The organism is Streptomyces hazeniae (genome assembly GCF_031845485.1).
In the GTDB taxonomy this organism is placed as follows: domain Bacteria; phylum Actinomycetota; class Actinomycetes; order Streptomycetales; family Streptomycetaceae; genus Streptomyces; species Streptomyces hazeniae.
In genome coordinates this window covers 61238-77943 of the sequence record NZ_JAVREQ010000011.1, presented here as the reverse complement: position 1 = coordinate 77943, position 16706 = coordinate 61238, and the positions used below count along the sequence as shown (strand labels likewise).

The window sequence follows — 16706 nt, the reverse complement described above, 5'->3', positions numbered from 1 at the left end:
CCCGCCCCACGCGGCGGCGCTACTTCCGGGCCGCGGCCTTCTTCCGCGCGGTGCTCCGCGGCTTGCGCGATGCGGGCACCTGCGCGTCGCTCACCCGGTCGCCCAGGATCTCGCGGAGGAACTTGCCCGTGTGGCTCGCCGGGATCGCCGCGACGTCCTCCGGGGTGCCCTCGGCGATCACCAGGCCGCCTCCGCTGCCGCCCTCCGGGCCCATGTCCACGAGCCAGTCGGCGGTCTTGACGACGTCGAGGTTGTGCTCGATGACGATCACCGTGTTGCCCTTGTCGACCAGCCCCGACAGCACGCCCAGCAGCTTGCGGATGTCGTCGAAGTGCAGACCGGTCGTCGGCTCGTCCAGCACGTACACCGTGCGGCCGGTGCTGCGCTTCTGCAGCTCGCTCGCGAGCTTCACGCGCTGGGCCTCGCCGCCGGACAGCGTCGGCGCCGGCTGCCCCAGCCGCACGTACCCCAGGCCCACGTCGTTGAGCGTGCGCAGGTGACGGGCGATCGCCGGGACCGCCTCGAAGAAGTCCAGCGCCTCCTCGATGGGCATGTCGAGGACCTCGGCGATGTTCTTCCCCTTGTAGTGGACCTCCAGGGTCTCCCGGTTGTAGCGCGCGCCGTGGCACACCTCGCAGGGCACGTAGACGTCCGGCAGGAAGTTCATCTCGATCTTGATGGTGCCGTCGCCCGCGCAGTTCTCGCAGCGGCCGCCCTTGACGTTGAAGGAGAACCGGCCCTGCTGGTAGCCGCGGACCTTCGCCTCCGTGGTCTCGGCGAACAACTTCCGCACCCGGTCGAACACCCCGGTGTACGTCGCCGGGTTGGAGCGCGGGGTGCGGCCGATCGGCGACTGGTCGACGTGCACCACCTTGTCGACCAGGTCGTCTCCCTCGACGCGGGTGTGCCGGCCCGGAACCGCCTTGGCGCCGTTCAGCTCGCGCGCCAGGTGGGTGTAGAGGATGTCGTTGACCAGCGTCGACTTGCCGGATCCGGAGACTCCGGTGACGGCGGTCAGGACGCCGAGGGGGAAGGCGGCGTCGATGTTCTGGAGGTTGTTCTCCCGCGCGCCGCGCACCAGGAGACGGCGGTCGCCGTCCACCGGCCTGCGCTCCCGGGGCGTGGGGATCTGCTTCTTCCCCGAGAGGTAGTGGCCGGTGACCGACTCGCCGTTGGTGAGCAGCTGGTCCAGCGGGCCGCTGTGCACGACCCGGCCGCCGTGCTCGCCGGCCCCCGGACCGATGTCGACCACCCAGTCCGAGGTCTTGATGGTGTCCTCGTCGTGCTCGACGACGATCAGCGTGTTGCCCATGTCCCGCAGCCGCACCAGCGTCTCGATCAGCCGGTGGTTGTCCCGCTGGTGCAGGCCGATGGACGGCTCATCCAGCACGTAGAGCACGCCCACCAGGCCGGAGCCGATCTGCGTGGCCAGCCGGATGCGCTGCGCCTCGCCGCCGGAGAGGGTGCCGGCCGCGCGGTTCAGCGAGAGGTAGTCGAGGCCGACGTCGACCAGGAACCGCAGCCGCTCGTTGACCTCCTTCAGCACCCGCTCGGCGATCGTCTTCTCCCGTGCGGTGAGCCTGAGGTCCCGCAGGAAGTCCGCGCAGTCGCTGATGGACATCGCGGACACCTCCGCGATCGAGCGGCCCTGCACCGTGACGGCGAGCACGATCGGCTTGAGGCGCGTGCCCTCGCACGTCGGGCAGGGCACCTCGCGCATGTAGCCCTCGAAGCGCTCCCGGCTGCTGTCGGTCTCGGCCTCCTGATGGCGCCGCCGCACGAACGGCACGGCCCCCTCGAAGGCCGTGGTGTAGGCGCGCTCCCGGCCGTAGCGGTTGCGGTACCGGACCTCGATGCGGGTGCGGTGGCCGTTCAGCAGGGCCTTCTTCGCCCGCTGGGGGAGGCCGGCCCAGGGGATGTCGGTGCGGAAGCCGAGTGCGTCGGCCAGCGCGTCGACCAGCCGGCCGAAGTAGTCCTTGGTGTGGCCGTGCGACCACGGGTGGATGGCGCCCTCGTCCAGCGACTTCTCCTCGTCCGGGACGATCAGCTCCGGGTCCACCTCCATCCGCGTGCCGATGCCGGTGCACTCGGGGCAGGCGCCGAAGGGCGAGTTGAAGGAGAACGACCGCGGCTCCAGCTCCTCGAAGGACAGGTCGTCCCGCGGGCAGTACAGGTGCTCGGAGTACATGCGCTCGCGCAGCGGGTCGTCCTCGTCCAGGTCGACGAAGTCGAGGATCACCATGCCGCCGGACAGGCCGAGCGCGGTCTCCACCGAGTCGGTCAGGCGGCGCTTCGCGCCCTCCTTGACCGTGAGGCGGTCCACGACCACCTCGATGGTGTGCTTCTCCTGCTTCTTCAGCTTGGGCGGGTCCGACAGCTGGATCGTCGTCCCGTCCACCCGGGCCCGGCTGTACCCCTTGGTCTGCAGCTCGTGGAAGAGATCGACGAACTCGCCCTTCCGCTCCCGCGCCAGCGGCGACAGCACCTGGAAGCGGCTGCCCGGCTCCAGGTCCAGCACCTTGTCCACGATGGCCTGCGGGGACTGGCGGGCGATCGGGTCGCCGCACACGGGGCAGTGCGGCTTTCCGACCCGCGCGAAGAGCAGCCGCAGGTAGTCGTAGACCTCGGTGATGGTGCCGACCGTGGACCGCGGGTTCCGCGAGGTCGACTTCTGGTCGATGGAGACGGCAGGCGACAGGCCCTCGATGAAGTCGACGTCGGGCTTGTCCATCTGGCCGAGGAACTGCCGCGCGTAGCTGGAGAGCGACTCCACGTAGCGCCGCTGGCCCTCGGCGAAGATGGTGTCGAAGGCCAGGGAGGACTTGCCCGACCCGGAAAGCCCCGTGAACACGATCAACGCGTCCCGGGGGAGGTCGATGGAGACGTTCTTGAGGTTGTGCTCGCGAGCGCCACGTACGTAGAGACGGTCGGCCACGCCGGATGAGACCTTTCGTGCGGGAGCTGTGGGCGCAGGCCCACGAACCCCAGGGTATGGGAGCGCCGCGACGGTGTGCTTCGGATGCCGCAGAGCGAGCCTATAGCACGCGCATTCGATTTCCGGGCCTGGAGTGCGAGCTTCACCCGATGGTGTGAGGCCGCTACGTTGGGATCATGACCACGCACTCTCCCGCCGACGACTGCGCGGCCCTCCGCGAGTCCACCGCACGCCTCCTCGAGTCCGTCGCGAAGCTGAGCGACCCGGAGGTCTCCGCGCCCTCCCGCCTCCCGGGCTGGACCCGCGGCCACGTCCTCGCCCACCTCGCCCGCAACTCCGACGCGCTGCTCAACGTACTCGCCGGCAGGCCGATGTACGTCAGCGCCGAGGCGCGCGACGCCGACATCGAGAGCGGCGCGCCCCGCCCGGCCGCCGAGCAGATGGAGGACGTGGCCGTCACGGCCCTCCGCCTCGACGGGGCCTTCGAGGGGCAGCCGGACGGCGACGCCGGATGGGAGCGCACCGTCGAGCTGCGCAACGGCGTCACCGACCGGGTCGCGAACATCCCGTGGCGGCGCTGGATCGAGACCGAACTGCACCACGTGGACCTCGGTGTCGGATACGAACTGACGGACGTTCCGGCGGACTTCGTCGAGCGCGAGATCGCGAACATGGCCGCGCGGTACCAGGGCCACGCCGACCTGACCGTCGGCGTCGAGCTGCGCACCGGGGACGGGCGGTCCTGGCGTACCGGTGCGGCCGAGGGCGAGCCGCTCGTCGTCACGGGCACGCCCGTCGCCCTCATGGGCTGGATCACCGGCCGCGCCGACGGGTCCGGCCTCTCCGCCCCGGAGCCGCTGCCGGCCCTCCCCACCTTCTGACGTCCGCCCCGTTGCCGGACAGGCGCGGGGGAACTCCCCGTGCCTGCCCGGAACCGTTTCCGGGCAGGCACGGGGAGGTCGTCGGCCGGCCCGTGAGGACTAAGGTGAGGGCATGGCTTACAGCGGAGCGGTGAAGGTCGGCGGTCCCGCCGACGTGCACGAGTTGGCCGACCTGATGATCTCCAAGGCGGCCGTCGGCCCGATGGACAACAACACCTACCTGCTGCGCTGCCGCGCCACCGGCGAGCAGCTGCTGATCGACGCGGCCAACGAGCCGGAGACGCTCCTCCGGCTCATCGGTGAGGACGGCATCGCCGGGGTCGTCACCACCCATCGCCACGGCGACCACTGGCAGGCGCTGGCCGAGGTGGTAGGCGCCACCGGCGCCCGCACGTACGCCGGGCGGTACGACGCCGAGGGCATCCCGGTGCCCACCGACGTGCCGCTGGAGGACGGCGACACCGTCCGCGTCGGCCGGGTCGAGCTCACCGCCCGCCACCTGGTCGGCCACACCCCGGGCTCGGTGGCCCTCGTCTACGACGACCCGCACGGTCATCCCCACCTGTTCACCGGGGACTGCCTGTTCCCCGGCGGCGTCGGCAACACCTTCGGCGACACGGAGGCATTCACGACGCTCCTGCACGACGTGCAGACCAAGCTCTTCGACCGGCTCCCCGACGAGACGTGGGTCTACCCCGGCCACGGGGCCGACACCGCGCTGGGCACCGAGCGCCCGCACCTCGCGGAGTGGCGCGAGCGCGGCTGGTGAGCACGCCCGCCGTGGACGGCACCGGGTTCGCCGGCGTCCGGCCGCCCGTACTGCTGCGCCGGCACCAGTCCGAGGCGCTGGACGCCCTCGACGAGGCGTTCGCGGCGGGCAGACGCCGGGCCTGGGTGGTGCTCCCACCCGGCCTTGGCAAGACCCTGACCGGCCTGGAAGCCGCACGCAGACGGGGCGACCGGACCGTCGTCCTCGGCCCGAACACCGCGATCCAGGGCCAGTGGCTGACCGCGTGGAGCACCTACCGCCCCGCGCCGCCTCCGGCCGGCACCGACCGCGCGCTGACCGACCCGGTGACCGTGCTGACCTACCAGGCCCTCGCCACCTTCGACCCGGACGCCGAGGTCGACGAGGAGGGCGCCGGCGAACCCGGCGGAACCGAGCATCTGTACCGGCTGCGCCCGCAGGGCCGCGCCCTGGTCGCCGCGCTCCGTGATGCGGGCCGCGTCACGCTCCTCCTCGACGAGTGCCACCACCTGCTCGACACCTGGGGCGAACTGCTCGCCGAGCTGCTGCGCGAACTGCCCGACGCCACCGTCATCGGCCTCACCGCGACCCCGCCCGACCGTCTCACCCCGGCGCAGGCGGCACTGGTCGACGAACTCTTCGGCCCCGCCGTCCAGGGCCCGTCCATCCCCGCCGCCGTCCGGGAGGGTCATCTCGCCCCGTACGCCGAACTCGCCTGGATCACCCCGCCCACCGCCGACGAGGAGCACTGGCTCGCGGCGGAGGCCGAACGTTTCGCCACTCTCACCACCGACCTCCTGGACCCCGGCTTCGCCGCCACCCCCTTCCTCGCCTGGCTCGACGAGCGGATCGTGCGACGCCGGACGGCCACCGGCGAACGCGCCCTGCCCTGGCACCGCTTCGCCCGCGAGAACCCGGACACCGCCGACGCCGCCCTCCGCTTCCACTACCACGGCCTGCTCGAGCTGCCCGAGGGTGCCCGCCTGCGCGAGGAGCACCGGCACGCGCCGCTCGCCGCCGACTGGGTCTGCCTGCTGGACGACTGGATCCGCCGCTGCCTGCTCCGCAGCGACGACCCCCGCGACACCCGGGCGGTGGAGGCCGTACGCGCCGCCCTGCCGGCCGTCGGGCACCGCCTCACCCGCGCCGGCATCCGCGCCGGCCGCTCACCCGTCGACCGCGTGCTCGCCCGCAGCGCCGCCAAGACCACCGCCGTCCGGGAGATCCTCGCCGCCGAGAGCACGACGCTCGGCGACCGGCTCCGCGCGGTCGTCGTCTGCGACCACGAGCGGGCCACCGCCACGCTGCCCGCCTCCCTCGACGGCGTCCTCGCCCAGGAGGCCGGCTCCGCGCGCCTCGTCCTCGACGAACTCGCCGCCGACCCCCGCACCGCCGTGCTCGGCCCGCTCCTGGTCACCGGCCGTACGGTCGCCGCCGCGCCGGAAACCGCGCGCCGCTTCCACGCCTGGGCCGCCGAGGCCGACCCCGCTCTCCGCCTCGACCCGCCGTCCGCCACCGGGAACGGCGGGACGGTGGAGATCACCGGACGCTGGGACAGCCGCCGCTGGGTCGCCCTGGCCACCCGCTTCTTCGAGAGCGGAGGCACCCGCGCCCTGGTCGGCACCCGCGGCATGCTCGGCGAGGGATGGGACGCCCGGGGCGTCAACACCCTCGTCGACCTCACCGAGGCCACCACCGCGACCGCCGTCGTGCAGACCCGCGGCCGCGCCCTGCGCATCGACCCCTCCTGGCCGGAGAAGACCGCCCACACCTGGTCCGTCGTCTGCGTCGCCGACGGCCACCCCAAGGGCACCGGCGACTGGGACCGCTTCGTCCGCAAACACGCCGGCTACCTCGGCATCACCGAGGCCGGCGAGGTCGTCTCCGGCGTCGCCCACGTCCACGCCGCACTGTCCCCGTACGCGCCGCCGCCGGCCCACGACTTCGACCGGCTCAACGCGGTCATGCTGCGCCGCGCCGAGCAGCGGGAGACCACCCGCGAGGCGTGGCGCGTCGGCAGCCCGTACGACGACCGCCTCGTGCACACCGTGCGGGTGGCGCTGCCCGCCGGACGCGGTCCCGTCCCCGCCGCGGCCGAACCCGGCGCGCCGGTACGCCCTCCCGTCGCCGTCCCCGCGCCCGTCGGCGTCGCCCCCGCCGTCCCGCGACCCCCGGCGCTGTGGGCGGCGACCGCGGCGGCGGCACTGGTGTGCGCGGTCGCGGCCGTGCTCCTCGGCGCGGGCGTCCTCGCGCCGCTCGCCGCCGCGACCGGGGGAGGGGCGGCCTACACGCTCCGCAGGGCCGCGCTCGGCGCCCGCATGCTCCGCGCCGCCGGAGCGGAGCCTCCGGTCCCCGCCGTCGCCCGCGCCGTCGCGGAGGCCCTGCACGCGGCAGGGCTCGTCCCGCGCGGAGCGGAGGCGGTGTCCGTCGCCCCCGACGAGACCGGCGCCTACCGGGTGCGGCTGGCGGGGGTGCCGGCGGCGGCGTCGGCCCTGTTCGCCACCGCCTTCGACGAGGCCGTGTCGCCCGTCGGCGACCCCCGCTACCTCCTTCCCCGCTACCTCGTCACCGGGCACGGCCTGCGCGACGGGGACCTGGCGGCGCGCGGCCGCCTCCGCTCCCACGCGGTGGTGCACCACGCGGTGCCCGCCGTGCTGGGCGAGAACCGCCGGCGCGTCGACCTGTACGCGGCGGCCTGGCGCCGGTACGTGAGCGAGGCCGTGCCCGTCTACACCCGTTCCCCGGAGGGCGCGGGCGTGCTCGCCGCCCAGGCCGGAGCCTCGCCGCTGGACGCCTCCACCGCCCTCCGCGTCGCCTGGACGTGACCCGGCCGCGGGCGGCGGAACCGCCCGGGCAGCGCCCCGCAGGACGTCGGTCCCCGCACGTAGGGTGTGACGCATGGCAGACCCCTCCACCTACCGACCCAAGCCGGGAGAGATCCCCGACTCGCCGGGGGTCTACCGGTTCCGTGACGCGCACCGCCGCGTGATCTACGTCGGCAAGGCCAAGAGCCTCCGCTCGCGCCTGGCGAACTACTTCCAGGACCTGTCGGGCCTGCACCCGCGCACCCGGACGATGGTGACCACGGCGGCATCCGTGGAGTGGACGGTGGTCTCCACCGAGGTGGAGGCGCTCCAGCTCGAATACACCTGGATCAAGGAGTACGACCCCCGCTTCAACGTCAAGTACCGCGACGACAAGAGCTATCCGTCCCTCGCGGTCACGCTGAACGAGGAGTTCCCGCGCGTCCAGGTGATGCGCGGCCCGAAGCGGAAGGGCGTGCGCTACTTCGGGCCCTACGCCCACGCCTGGGCCATCCGCGAGACCGTCGACCTGCTGCTGCGCGTCTTCCCCGTACGCACCTGCTCCGCGGGCGTCTTCAAGCGCTCCGCGCAGATCGGCCGTCCCTGCCTGCTCGGCTACATCGGCAAGTGCTCCGCCCCCTGCGTCGGGCGGATCAGCCCCGAGGAGCACCGCGAACTCGCCGACGAGTTCTGCGACTTCATGGCCGGCCGCACCGGCGCCTACCTGCGCCGCCTCGAGGAGAGGATGCACGAGGCCGCCGAGGAGACGGAGTACGAGCGCGCCGCCCGGCTCCGCGACGACATCGAGGCGCTGCGCCGCGCCATGGAGAAGAACGCCGTCGTCCTCACCGACGCCACCGACGCCGACCTCATCGCGCTGGCCGAGGACGAACTCGAGGCCGCCGTGCAGATCTTCCACGTCCGCGGCGGCCGCGTGCGCGGCCAGCGCGGCTGGGTCACCGACCGCGTCGAGGAGGTCGGGACCGCCGAACTCGTCGAGCACGCCCTCCAGCAGCTCTACGGCGAGGAGAGCGGCGACACCGTGCCCCGCGAGGTGCTGGTCCCCGCCCTGCCCGAGCCGGTCGAGCCGCTCGCCCAGTGGCTGGCCGGTCGCCGCGGCGCCGGCGTGAACCTCCGTGTCCCGCAGCGCGGCGACAAGCGGGCCCTGATGGAGACCGTCCAGCGCAACGCCCAGCAGGCACTCGCCCTGCACAAGACCAAGCGCGCCTCCGACCTCACCACCCGCTCCCGCGCCCTGGAGGAGATCGCCGAGGCCCTCGACCTCGACTCCGCGCCCCTGCGCATCGAGTGCTTCGACGTCTCGCACCTCCAGGGCGACGACGTGGTCGCGTCCATGGTCGTCTTCGAGGACGGCCTCGCCCGCAAGAGCGAGTACCGGCGCTTCCAGATCCGCTCCTTCGCCGGCCAGGACGACGTACGGGCCATGCACGAGGTCGTCGCCCGGCGTTTCCGGCGGTACCTCCAGGAGATGCAGCGGACCGGCGAGTGGCCCGAGGGCGAGGAGGGCGAGCACGGCCGGGACGAGGACGGGCGTCCGAAGAAGTTCGCCTACCCGCCGCAGCTCCTCGTGGTCGACGGCGGCAAGCCGCAGGTCGCGGCGGCGCAGCGGGCACTGACCGAGCTCGGGGTCGACGACGTGGCCGTGTGCGGCCTCGCCAAACGGCTGGAGGAGGTCTGGCTGCCGCAGGACGACGACCCCGTCGTTCTCCCCCGTACGAGTGAAGGCCTCTACCTCCTCCAGCGCGTCCGCGACGAGGCGCACCGTTTTGCGATCACCTACCAGCGGAGCAAGCGGAAGAAGGCCCTCACGGCGAGCCCGCTGGACGCCGTGCCCGGTCTCGGCGAGACCCGCAAACAGGCGCTGATCAAGCACTTCGGGTCGGTCAAACGGCTCCGCGCGGCCACCGTGGAGCAGATCTGCGAGGTCCCGGGCTTCGGCCGCAAGACCGCGGAGACCGTGGTGGCGTCGCTGGCCGGGGCGGCTGCGGGAGGACCCGCCGTCAACACCGCCACGGGTGAGATCGTGGAAGACGAAGAACGCCTCCGCCAGACGCGGGGCGGCAACCGCTGACGACGGCCGGACCGGGGGACGCGATCATGGACGAAGCACACGAGGACCGCAGAGACGGAGCACAGGTGAGCACGGGCACGCCCGCCGAGACCGAGGACGCGACGACACCGGAGCTGGTGATCATCTCCGGCATGTCCGGGGCGGGGCGCAGCACCGCCGCGAAGTGCCTGGAGGACCTCGGCTGGTTCGTGGTCGACAACCTGCCGCCCGCGCTCATCCCCACCATGGTGGATCTCGGCGCGCGCTCGCAGGGCAACGTCGCCCGGATCGCCGTGGTCGTCGACGTGCGCGGCCGGCGCTTCTTCGACAACCTCAAGCAGTCGCTGATCGACCTCGACGCCAAGGAGGTCACCCGGCGCACCGTCTACCTGGAGGCCTCCGACGAAGCCCTCGTGCGCAGGTTCGAATCCGTGCGGCGCCCCCACCCCCTCCAGGGCGACGGACGCATCGTGGACGGCATCGCCGCCGAACGCGACCTGCTGCGCGAACTGCGCGGCGACGCGGACCTGGTGATCGACACCTCCAGCCTCAACGTGCACGAGCTGCGCGCCAAGCTCGACGCCCAGTTCGCCGGCGAGGAGGAGCCCGAACTCCGCGCCACGGTCATGTCGTTCGGCTACAAGTACGGACTCCCCGTGGACGCCGACCTGGTCGTCGACTGCCGCTTCCTGCCCAACCCGCACTGGGTGCCCGAGCTGCGCCCCTTCACCGGGCTCAACGAGGAGGTCTCGGGCTACGTCTTCAACCAGCCCGGAGCCAAGGAGTTCCTCGACCGCTACACCGAACTGCTGCAGCTCATCGCCGCGGGCTACCGCCGCGAGGGCAAGCGCTACGTCACGGTCGCCGTCGGGTGCACCGGGGGCAAGCACCGGTCGGTCGCCATGTCCGAACGCCTCGCCGCCCGCCTCTCGCGAGAGGGCGTGGAAACCGTCGTCGTCCACCGGGACATGGGACGTGAGTAATGGCTCGTAGGACGATACGGCTGCGGCGCCTCGTCGGCGGACAGACGGTACGCCGCGGCGCCCAGCCCAAGGTCGTCGCACTCGGCGGCGGCATGGGCCTCTCCGCCTCGCTCACCGCGCTGCGCCGCATCACCGGCGACCTCACCGCGGTCGTCACCGTCGCCGACGACGGCGGCTCCAGCGGCCGGCTGCGGGACGAACTCGGCGTGCTGCCCCCCGGCGACCTGCGCAAGGCCCTCGCCGCGCTGTGCGGCGACGACGACTGGGGGCGCACCTGGGCGGAGGTCATCCAGCACCGCTTCGAGAGCAAGGGCGAACTGCACCAGCACGCGGTCGGCAACCTGCTGATCGTCGCCCTGTGGGAGCAGCTCGGCGACCACGTCCAGGCGCTCGACCTGGTCGGCAGGCTGCTCGGCGCGCACGGCCGGGTGCTGCCCATGTCCGCCGTCCCGCTCGAACTCACCGCGAGCGTGCGCGGACACGATGCCGCCCGGCCCGACGAGGTGAGCACGGTGCGCGGACAGGCCACCGTCGCGCTGACGCCCGGTGAGGTGCAGCAGGTCCACCTGGTGCCGCCGGACCCGCCCGCCGTGCCGGAAGCCGTCGCCGCCGTCCTGGACGCCGACTGGGTGGTGGTCGGGCCGGGCTCCTGGTTCTCCTCGGTCATCCCGCACCTGCTGGTGCCCGAACTGCGCGACGCGCTCCAGGAGACCAAGGCGCGCCGGGTGCTCTCCCTCAACCTCGCGCCGCAACCGGGTGAAACGGAAGGTTTCTCCCCGCAGCGTCATTTGGAGGTTTTGGCCCGACACGCCCCTAAACTCGCCTTCGACGCGGTGCTGGCCGACCAGGACGCGGTGCCGGACGCACACAGTCTCCGGGAGGCTGCCGAGCAGCTCGGAGCCACGGTCCAGCTGGCCCCCGTCGCGGCCTCCGGCCAGTCCGCCCGGCACGACCCGGAGCTGCTGGCGGCCGCGTACGACCGTATTTTTCGGATGCATGGAAGGATCGGCCCATGGCGATGACGGCAGCGGTGAAGGACGAAATCTCCCGGCTCCCCGTCACCCGGACCTGCTGCCGGAAGTCGGAGGTCTCGTCGACCCTTCGCTTCGCGGGCGGCCTGCACCTGGTCAGCGGACGCATCGTGATCGAGGCGGAACTCGACACGGGCATCGCCGCCCGGCGGCTCCGCAAGGACATCCTGGAGATCTTCGGCCACTCCTCCGACCTGGTGGTCATGGCCCCCGGCGGATTGCGGCGCGGCTCACGCTACGTCGTCCGCGTGGTGGCCGGCGGTGACCAGCTCGCCCGCCAGACCGGCCTGGTCGACAGCCGAGGCCGCCCGATCCGCGGCCTGCCGCCGCAGGTGGTCTCGGGGGCCACCTGCGACGCGGAGGCCGCCTGGCGCGGCGCCTTCCTCGCCCACGGCTCGCTGACCGAGCCCGGCCGCTCCTCGTCCCTCGAGGTCACCTGCCCCGGCCCGGAGGCCGCCCTGGCCCTGGTCGGCGCCGCCCGGCGCCTCCAGATCCCCGCGAAGGCCCGCGAGGTGCGTGGCGTCGACCGGGTCGTGGTGCGCGACGGCGACGGCATCGGCGCCCTGCTCACCCGGCTCGGCGCGCACGAGGCCGTGCTCGCCTGGGAGGAGCGCCGGATGCGGCGCGAGGTGCGGGCGACCGCGAACCGGCTCGCGAACTTCGACGACGCCAACCTGCGGCGTTCCGCGCGGGCCGCGGTGGCGGCGGGTGCGCGGGTGCAGCGTGCGCTGGAGATCCTCGGGGAGGACGTCCCCGAGCACCTGGCGGCGGCGGGCGCGCTGCGGATGGAGCACAAGCAGGCGTCGCTGGAGGAACTCGGCGCCCTCGCCGACCCGCCGCTGACCAAGGACGCGGTGGCGGGCCGGATCCGCCGCCTGCTGGCCATGGCCGACAAGCGGGCACAGGACCTGGGCGTCCCCGGCACCGAGTCCAACCTCGCCGAGGAGATGGCGGTCTGACGCCCGCCTCCGTGCCGCCGTCCCCGTTCGCGGGACGGGCTCCGGCGGGGAGCCCGTCCCGCGAACGGGGACGGGAACGCGACGGCACGGGGAGGGGAGCGGCGCCGGGACCCGGACGCGCGCGGTAGGGTCGGAAGTGGTCGGGGACACAGCCCATACAGCTCTCGCCGGCGTCCGCACACGCCGGCGTACCCAACGAGGAGATCGGTTCGTGACGATCCGCGTAGGCATCAACGGCTTTGGCCGCATCGGCCGCAACTATTTCCGCGCACTCCTTGAGCAGGGGGCGGACGTCGAGATCGTCGGCGTCAACGACCTGACCGACAACGCGACCCTGGTGCACCTGCTGAAGTACGACAGCATCCTCGGTCGCCTGAAGCAGCAGGTCAGCCACACCGACGACACCATCACGGTCGGCAACCAGACCTTCCGGACGATGGCGGAGCGCGACCCGGCCCAGCTTCCCTGGGGCGAACTCGGCGCCGACATCGTCATCGAGTCCACCGGCATCTTCACCAAGCGCGAGGACGCGGCGAAGCACCTCGCGGCGGGCGCGAAGAAGGTCCTCATCTCGGCTCCGGCCAAGGACGAGGACATCACGGTGGTCATGGGTGTCAACGAGGACAAGTACGACCCGGAGAAGGACCACGTCATCTCCAACGCCTCGTGCACCACCAACTGCGTGGCGCCGATGGCGAAGGTGCTGGACGAGAGCTTCGGCATCGTCAAGGGCATGATGACGACCGTCCACGCGTACACCAACGACCAGCGCATCCTGGACTTCCCGCACAAGGACCTGCGCCGGGCGCGTGCCGCGGCCGAGAACATCATCCCGACGTCCACCGGCGCCGCGAAGGCGACCGCCCTGGTCCTGCCGCAGCTCAAGGGCAAGCTGGACGGCATCGCGATGCGCGTCCCGGTCCCGACCGGTTCGGTCACGGACCTGGTCATCGAACTGGACCGGGAGGTCACCCGCGACGAGGTGAACACCGCCTTCCAGAAGGCCGCGGAGGGTCAGCTCAAGGGCGTCCTGGAATACACCGAGGACCCGATCGTCTCCTCGGACATCGTCAACTGGCCGGCGTCCTGCACCTTCGACTCGTCCCTGACCATGGTCCAGGGCAAGCAGGTGAAGATCGTCGGCTGGTACGACAACGAGTGGGGCTACTCCAACCGCCTCGTGGACCTGACGGTCTTCGTCGGCGGCAAGCTCTGACCGTCGGCGGTACGTCCACCACGACGGCAGCAGCGAGGTGACATGGCCGGGGCTCGCGGAGCGCGATGACGCGTTGCGCGGGCCCCGGTTCGTACGGGGCCGCCCCCTGGCGCGGCCCGACACGAGGAATTCCGAGGAACGATGAAGACGATCGACGCTCTTCAGGTGGACGGCAAGCGGGTCTTCGTCCGCGCCGACCTGAACGTCCCGCTCGACGGGGACACCATCACCGACGACGGCCGCATCCGCGCCGCCGTCCCCACGGTCCGCAGACTCGCCGAGGCCGGGGCCCGCGTGGTCGTCGCCTCCCACCTGGGCCGCCCCAAGGGCTCCCCTGACCCGCAGTTCTCCCTCGCCCCGGTCGCCGCGCGGCTCGGTGAACTCCTCGGCAGGGACGTCGCCTTCGCCGCCGACACCGTCGGCGACCAGGCCCGTGCCACCGTGGACGGCCTGGCCGACGGCGACGTGGCCCTGCTGGAGAACCTCCGCTTCCAGGCCGGGGAGACCAGCAAGGACGACGCCGAACGCGGCGCGTTCGCCGACCGTCTCGCCGCCCTCGCCGACCTCTACGTCGGCGACGGGTTCGGCGCGGTGCACCGCAAGCACGCCTCGGTGTACGACCTCCCCGCCCGGCTCCCGCACGCGGCCGGCGGCCTGATCGCCACCGAGGTCGGCGTGCTGAAGAAGCTCACCGAGAACGTCGCCCGCCCCTACGCCGTCGTCCTCGGCGGCGCCAAGGTCTCCGACAAGCTCGGCGTCATCGAGCACCTGCTGGAGAAGGCCGACCGCATCCTCATCGGCGGCGGCATGGCGTACACCTTCCTCAAGGCCCAGGGCCACGAGGTGGGCGGCTCGCTGCTCCAGGAGGACCAGATCCCGGCCGTCCAGGACTACCTCAAGCGGGCGGACGAGCGCGGCGTGGAGTTCGTCCTCCCCGTCGACGTGCTCGCCGCCACCGCGTTCCCGGACCTGAAGACGAAGGCGCCGGCAGACCCCGTCGCCGTGCCCGCCGACGCCATCCCGGCCGACCTGATGGGCCTGGACATCGGCCCGGAGAGCCGCAAGCTGTACGCCGCCAAGCTGGCGGACGCGGCCACCGTCTTCTGGAACGGGCCGATGGGCGTCTTCGAGCACCCGGACTTCGCCGAGGGTACGCGCGCGGTCGCGCAGGGTCTCCTCGACGGCTCGGCCTTCACGGTCGTCGGCGGCGGAGACAGTGCCGCCGCCGTCCGCCTGCTGGGCTTCGACGAGAATGCCTTCGGCCACATCTCGACCGGTGGCGGCGCCAGCCTCGAGTACCTCGAGGGCAAGACGCTCCCCGGCCTCGCCGCACTGGAGGACTGAACACCCCATGAGTAACCGCACGCCGCTGATGGCGGGCAACTGGAAGATGAACCTCAACCACCTCGAGGCCATCGCACACGTCCAGAAGCTCGCCTTCGCCCTCGCGGACAAGGACCACGAGGCCGTCGAGGTCGCCGTCCTGCCGCCGTTCACCGACCTGCGCTCGGTGCAGACCCTCGTCGACGGCGACAAGCTCAAGATCAGGTACGGCGCCCAGGACGTGTCCGCGCACGAATCCGGCGCCTACACCGGCGAGGTCTCCGGCGCGATGCTGGCCAAGCTCAAGTGCACCTATGTCACCATCGGTCACTCGGAGCGACGCCAGTACCACGCCGAGGACGAGGCCGTCTGCAACGCCAAGGTCAAGGCCGCCTTCGCGCACGGGCTCACCCCGATCCTGTGCGTCGGCGAGGGCCTGGAGGTCCGCAAGGCCGGCGACCACGTCGCCCACACGCTCGCCCAGCTCGACGGCGGCCTCGACGGCGTGCCCGCCGAGCAGGCGGCGACGCTCGTGATCGCGTACGAGCCGGTGTGGGCCATCGGCACCGGTGAGGTCGCCACCCCGGAGGACGCCCAGGAGGTCTGCCGCGCGATCCGCGGCCGGCTGGCCGAGCTGTACGACGACGAGGTCGCCGGAAAGGTCCGCATCCAGTACGGCGGCTCGGTCAAGTCCGGCAACGTCGCCGCGATCATGGCGCAGCCCGACGTGGACGGCGCCCTGGTCGGGGGCGCCTCGCTGGACACGGACGAATTCGTGAAGATCGTCCGCTTCCGCGACCAGTGACAGGGTCGTGACAGCGCCGTCGTCGCCCGTCACGACGGGCACGAGTGACGACGGGTGACCACACGACGTACCCTGTCGGGGGCCGGAGTCAGTCCTCCGGCCCCCGCACCATCCAGAAGTCTTCCGCTCACCGTCCGAGAGAGTTGGTCCAGCCGTGGTCATGGGGTTCTCTATCGCCCTCGTCGTCTTCAGCCTGCTGCTGTTGCTGCTGGTGCTGATGCACAAGGGGAAGGGCGGCGGCCTCTCCGACATGTTCGGCGGCGGCATGCAGTCGTCCGTCGGCGGGTCCTCGGTCGCCGAGCGCAATCTCGACCGCATCACGGTCGTCGTCGCCATCGCGTGGTTCGCGATCATCGTGGTGCTCGGTCTGCTGATGAAGTTCGAGGGCTGACCGTCCGCACGCTGTCGACGTTCCGCCCGCCCTGCCTATCATGTGGCTCCGCGGTCCGCGGCCGGAGTAAGTAACTCGGGTCGCGGGACGCGCGTTGGTCCTACGTAAACCAGGGCGTGTGCGGCGAGCGGCATCTCCACGCTCCGCGGCACCGTGAGGCAGGGAGTACGACCGTGGCAAGTGGCAACGCGATCCGGGGCAGCCGGGTCGGGGCGGGGCCGATGGGAGAAGCCGAGCGCGGTGAGTCGGCTCCGCGCCTGCGCATCTCCTTCTGGTGCTCGAACGGGCACGAGACACAGCCGAGCTTCGCCGGGGACGCAACCGTCCCCGACACCTGGGACTGCCCTCGCTGCGGCTTCCCCGCCGGCAAGGACCGGGACAACCCGCCCGACCCGCCGCGCACCGAGCCGTACAAGACCCACCTCGCCTACGTCCGCGAGCGGCGCAGCGACGCGGACGGCGAGGCGATCCTCGCCGAGGCGCTGGCCAAGCTGCGCGGCGAGATCTGACGCGCACCCCGACCGGCCCGTCGGGGCCCAGGTCCGGGGGCCGTCCGCGA

General features: G+C 72.4%; 13 protein-coding genes. 12 read left to right on the top strand and 1 reads right to left on the bottom strand.

Translation table 11 applies throughout. From position 1 onward, the window contains the following. Nucleotides 1–19: 19 nt before the first annotated feature. Nucleotides 20–2935: an excinuclease ABC subunit UvrA gene (gene uvrA / locus RM572_RS14150; RefSeq protein WP_311673678.1), complete on the bottom strand. Its 2916-nt coding sequence runs from the start codon at nt 2933–2935 to the stop codon at nt 20–22. Between the two features lie 176 nt (nt 2936–3111). On the opposite strand from uvrA, the gene RM572_RS14145 reads away from it, so the two are divergent. From RM572_RS14145 to RM572_RS14090, 12 genes are all read left to right on the top strand, one after another. Continuing rightward, complete coding sequence (locus tag RM572_RS14145; protein WP_311673677.1) at nt 3112–3816, top strand: maleylpyruvate isomerase family mycothiol-dependent enzyme; 705 nt, start codon at nt 3112–3114, stop codon at nt 3814–3816. A 112-nt stretch (nt 3817–3928) separates the two neighbouring features. Then, the gene (locus RM572_RS14140; RefSeq protein WP_311673676.1) at nt 3929–4585 is read left to right on the top strand and encodes an MBL fold metallo-hydrolase; all 657 of its coding nucleotides are present in this window, start codon (nt 3929–3931) and stop codon (nt 4583–4585) included. Beyond that, nucleotides 4582–7389, top strand: a complete 2808-nt coding sequence (locus RM572_RS14135; RefSeq protein WP_311673675.1) for a DEAD/DEAH box helicase family protein — start codon at nt 4582–4584, stop codon at nt 7387–7389. The genes RM572_RS14140 and RM572_RS14135 overlap by 4 nt, the downstream gene beginning before the upstream one ends. A 73-nt stretch (nt 7390–7462) precedes the next feature. Further along, complete coding sequence (uvrC, locus tag RM572_RS14130) at nt 7463–9460, top strand: excinuclease ABC subunit UvrC (protein WP_311673674.1); 1998 nt, start codon at nt 7463–7465, stop codon at nt 9458–9460. 26 nt (nt 9461–9486) lie between these two features. After that, entirely contained in the window at nt 9487–10422 is a 936-nt protein-coding gene (gene rapZ, locus RM572_RS14125) for an RNase adapter RapZ (protein WP_311673673.1), read from the top strand. After that, the gene (locus tag RM572_RS14120; RefSeq protein ID WP_027762436.1) at nt 10422–11444 is read left to right on the top strand and encodes a gluconeogenesis factor YvcK family protein; all 1023 of its coding nucleotides are present in this window, start codon (nt 10422–10424) and stop codon (nt 11442–11444) included. Before rapZ ends, RM572_RS14120 begins: the two co-directional genes overlap by 1 nt. After that, nucleotides 11435–12412, top strand: a complete 978-nt coding sequence (gene whiA, locus RM572_RS14115) for a DNA-binding protein WhiA (RefSeq protein WP_311673672.1) — start codon at nt 11435–11437, stop codon at nt 12410–12412. The genes RM572_RS14120 and whiA overlap by 10 nt, the downstream gene beginning before the upstream one ends. A gap of 211 nt (nt 12413–12623) precedes the next feature. After that, the gene (gap, locus tag RM572_RS14110) at nt 12624–13628 is read left to right on the top strand and encodes a type I glyceraldehyde-3-phosphate dehydrogenase (protein WP_311673671.1); all 1005 of its coding nucleotides are present in this window, start codon (nt 12624–12626) and stop codon (nt 13626–13628) included. A gap of 141 nt (nt 13629–13769) precedes the next feature. Beyond that, on the top strand, nt 13770–14972 hold the full coding sequence (locus tag RM572_RS14105; RefSeq protein WP_311673670.1) for a phosphoglycerate kinase: 1203 nt from the start codon (nt 13770–13772) through the stop codon (nt 14970–14972). Nucleotides 14973–14979: 7 nt separating this feature from the next. Continuing rightward, nucleotides 14980–15756 carry a triose-phosphate isomerase gene (gene tpiA / locus RM572_RS14100; RefSeq protein ID WP_311673669.1) on the top strand — a complete coding sequence of 259 codons (777 nt, stop codon included), beginning with the start codon at nt 14980–14982 and terminating at the stop codon, nt 15754–15756. A gap of 154 nt (nt 15757–15910) precedes the next feature. Next, nucleotides 15911–16147 carry a preprotein translocase subunit SecG gene (secG, locus tag RM572_RS14095; protein ID WP_311673668.1) on the top strand — a complete coding sequence of 79 codons (237 nt, stop codon included), beginning with the start codon at nt 15911–15913 and terminating at the stop codon, nt 16145–16147. Between the two features lie 221 nt (nt 16148–16368). After that, nucleotides 16369–16656, top strand: a complete 288-nt coding sequence (locus tag RM572_RS14090; RefSeq protein WP_027762430.1) for an RNA polymerase-binding protein RbpA — start codon at nt 16369–16371, stop codon at nt 16654–16656. Nucleotides 16657–16706 lie beyond the last annotated feature (50 nt).

Excerpts from the sequence above, each read along its gene's own strand:
- RM572_RS14140 (WP_311673676.1), top strand. The coding sequence starts at position 3,929 with ATGGCTTACAGCGGAGCGGTGAAGGTCGGCGGTCCCGCCGACGTGCAC.
- rapZ (WP_311673673.1), top strand. The coding sequence starts at position 9,487 with ATGGACGAAGCACACGAGGACCGCAGAGACGGAGCACAGGTGAGCACG.
- RM572_RS14090 (WP_027762430.1), top strand. The coding sequence starts at position 16,369 with ATGGGAGAAGCCGAGCGCGGTGAGTCGGCTCCGCGCCTGCGCATCTCC.
- tpiA (WP_311673669.1), top strand. The coding sequence starts at position 14,980 with ATGAGTAACCGCACGCCGCTGATGGCGGGCAACTGGAAGATGAACCTC.
- RM572_RS14105 (WP_311673670.1), top strand. The coding sequence starts at position 13,770 with ATGAAGACGATCGACGCTCTTCAGGTGGACGGCAAGCGGGTCTTCGTC.
- RM572_RS14120 (WP_027762436.1), top strand. The coding sequence starts at position 10,422 with ATGGCTCGTAGGACGATACGGCTGCGGCGCCTCGTCGGCGGACAGACG.
- whiA (WP_311673672.1), top strand. The coding sequence starts at position 11,435 with ATGGCGATGACGGCAGCGGTGAAGGACGAAATCTCCCGGCTCCCCGTC.
- uvrC (WP_311673674.1), top strand. The coding sequence starts at position 7,463 with ATGGCAGACCCCTCCACCTACCGACCCAAGCCGGGAGAGATCCCCGAC.
- RM572_RS14145 (WP_311673677.1), top strand. The coding sequence starts at position 3,112 with ATGACCACGCACTCTCCCGCCGACGACTGCGCGGCCCTCCGCGAGTCC.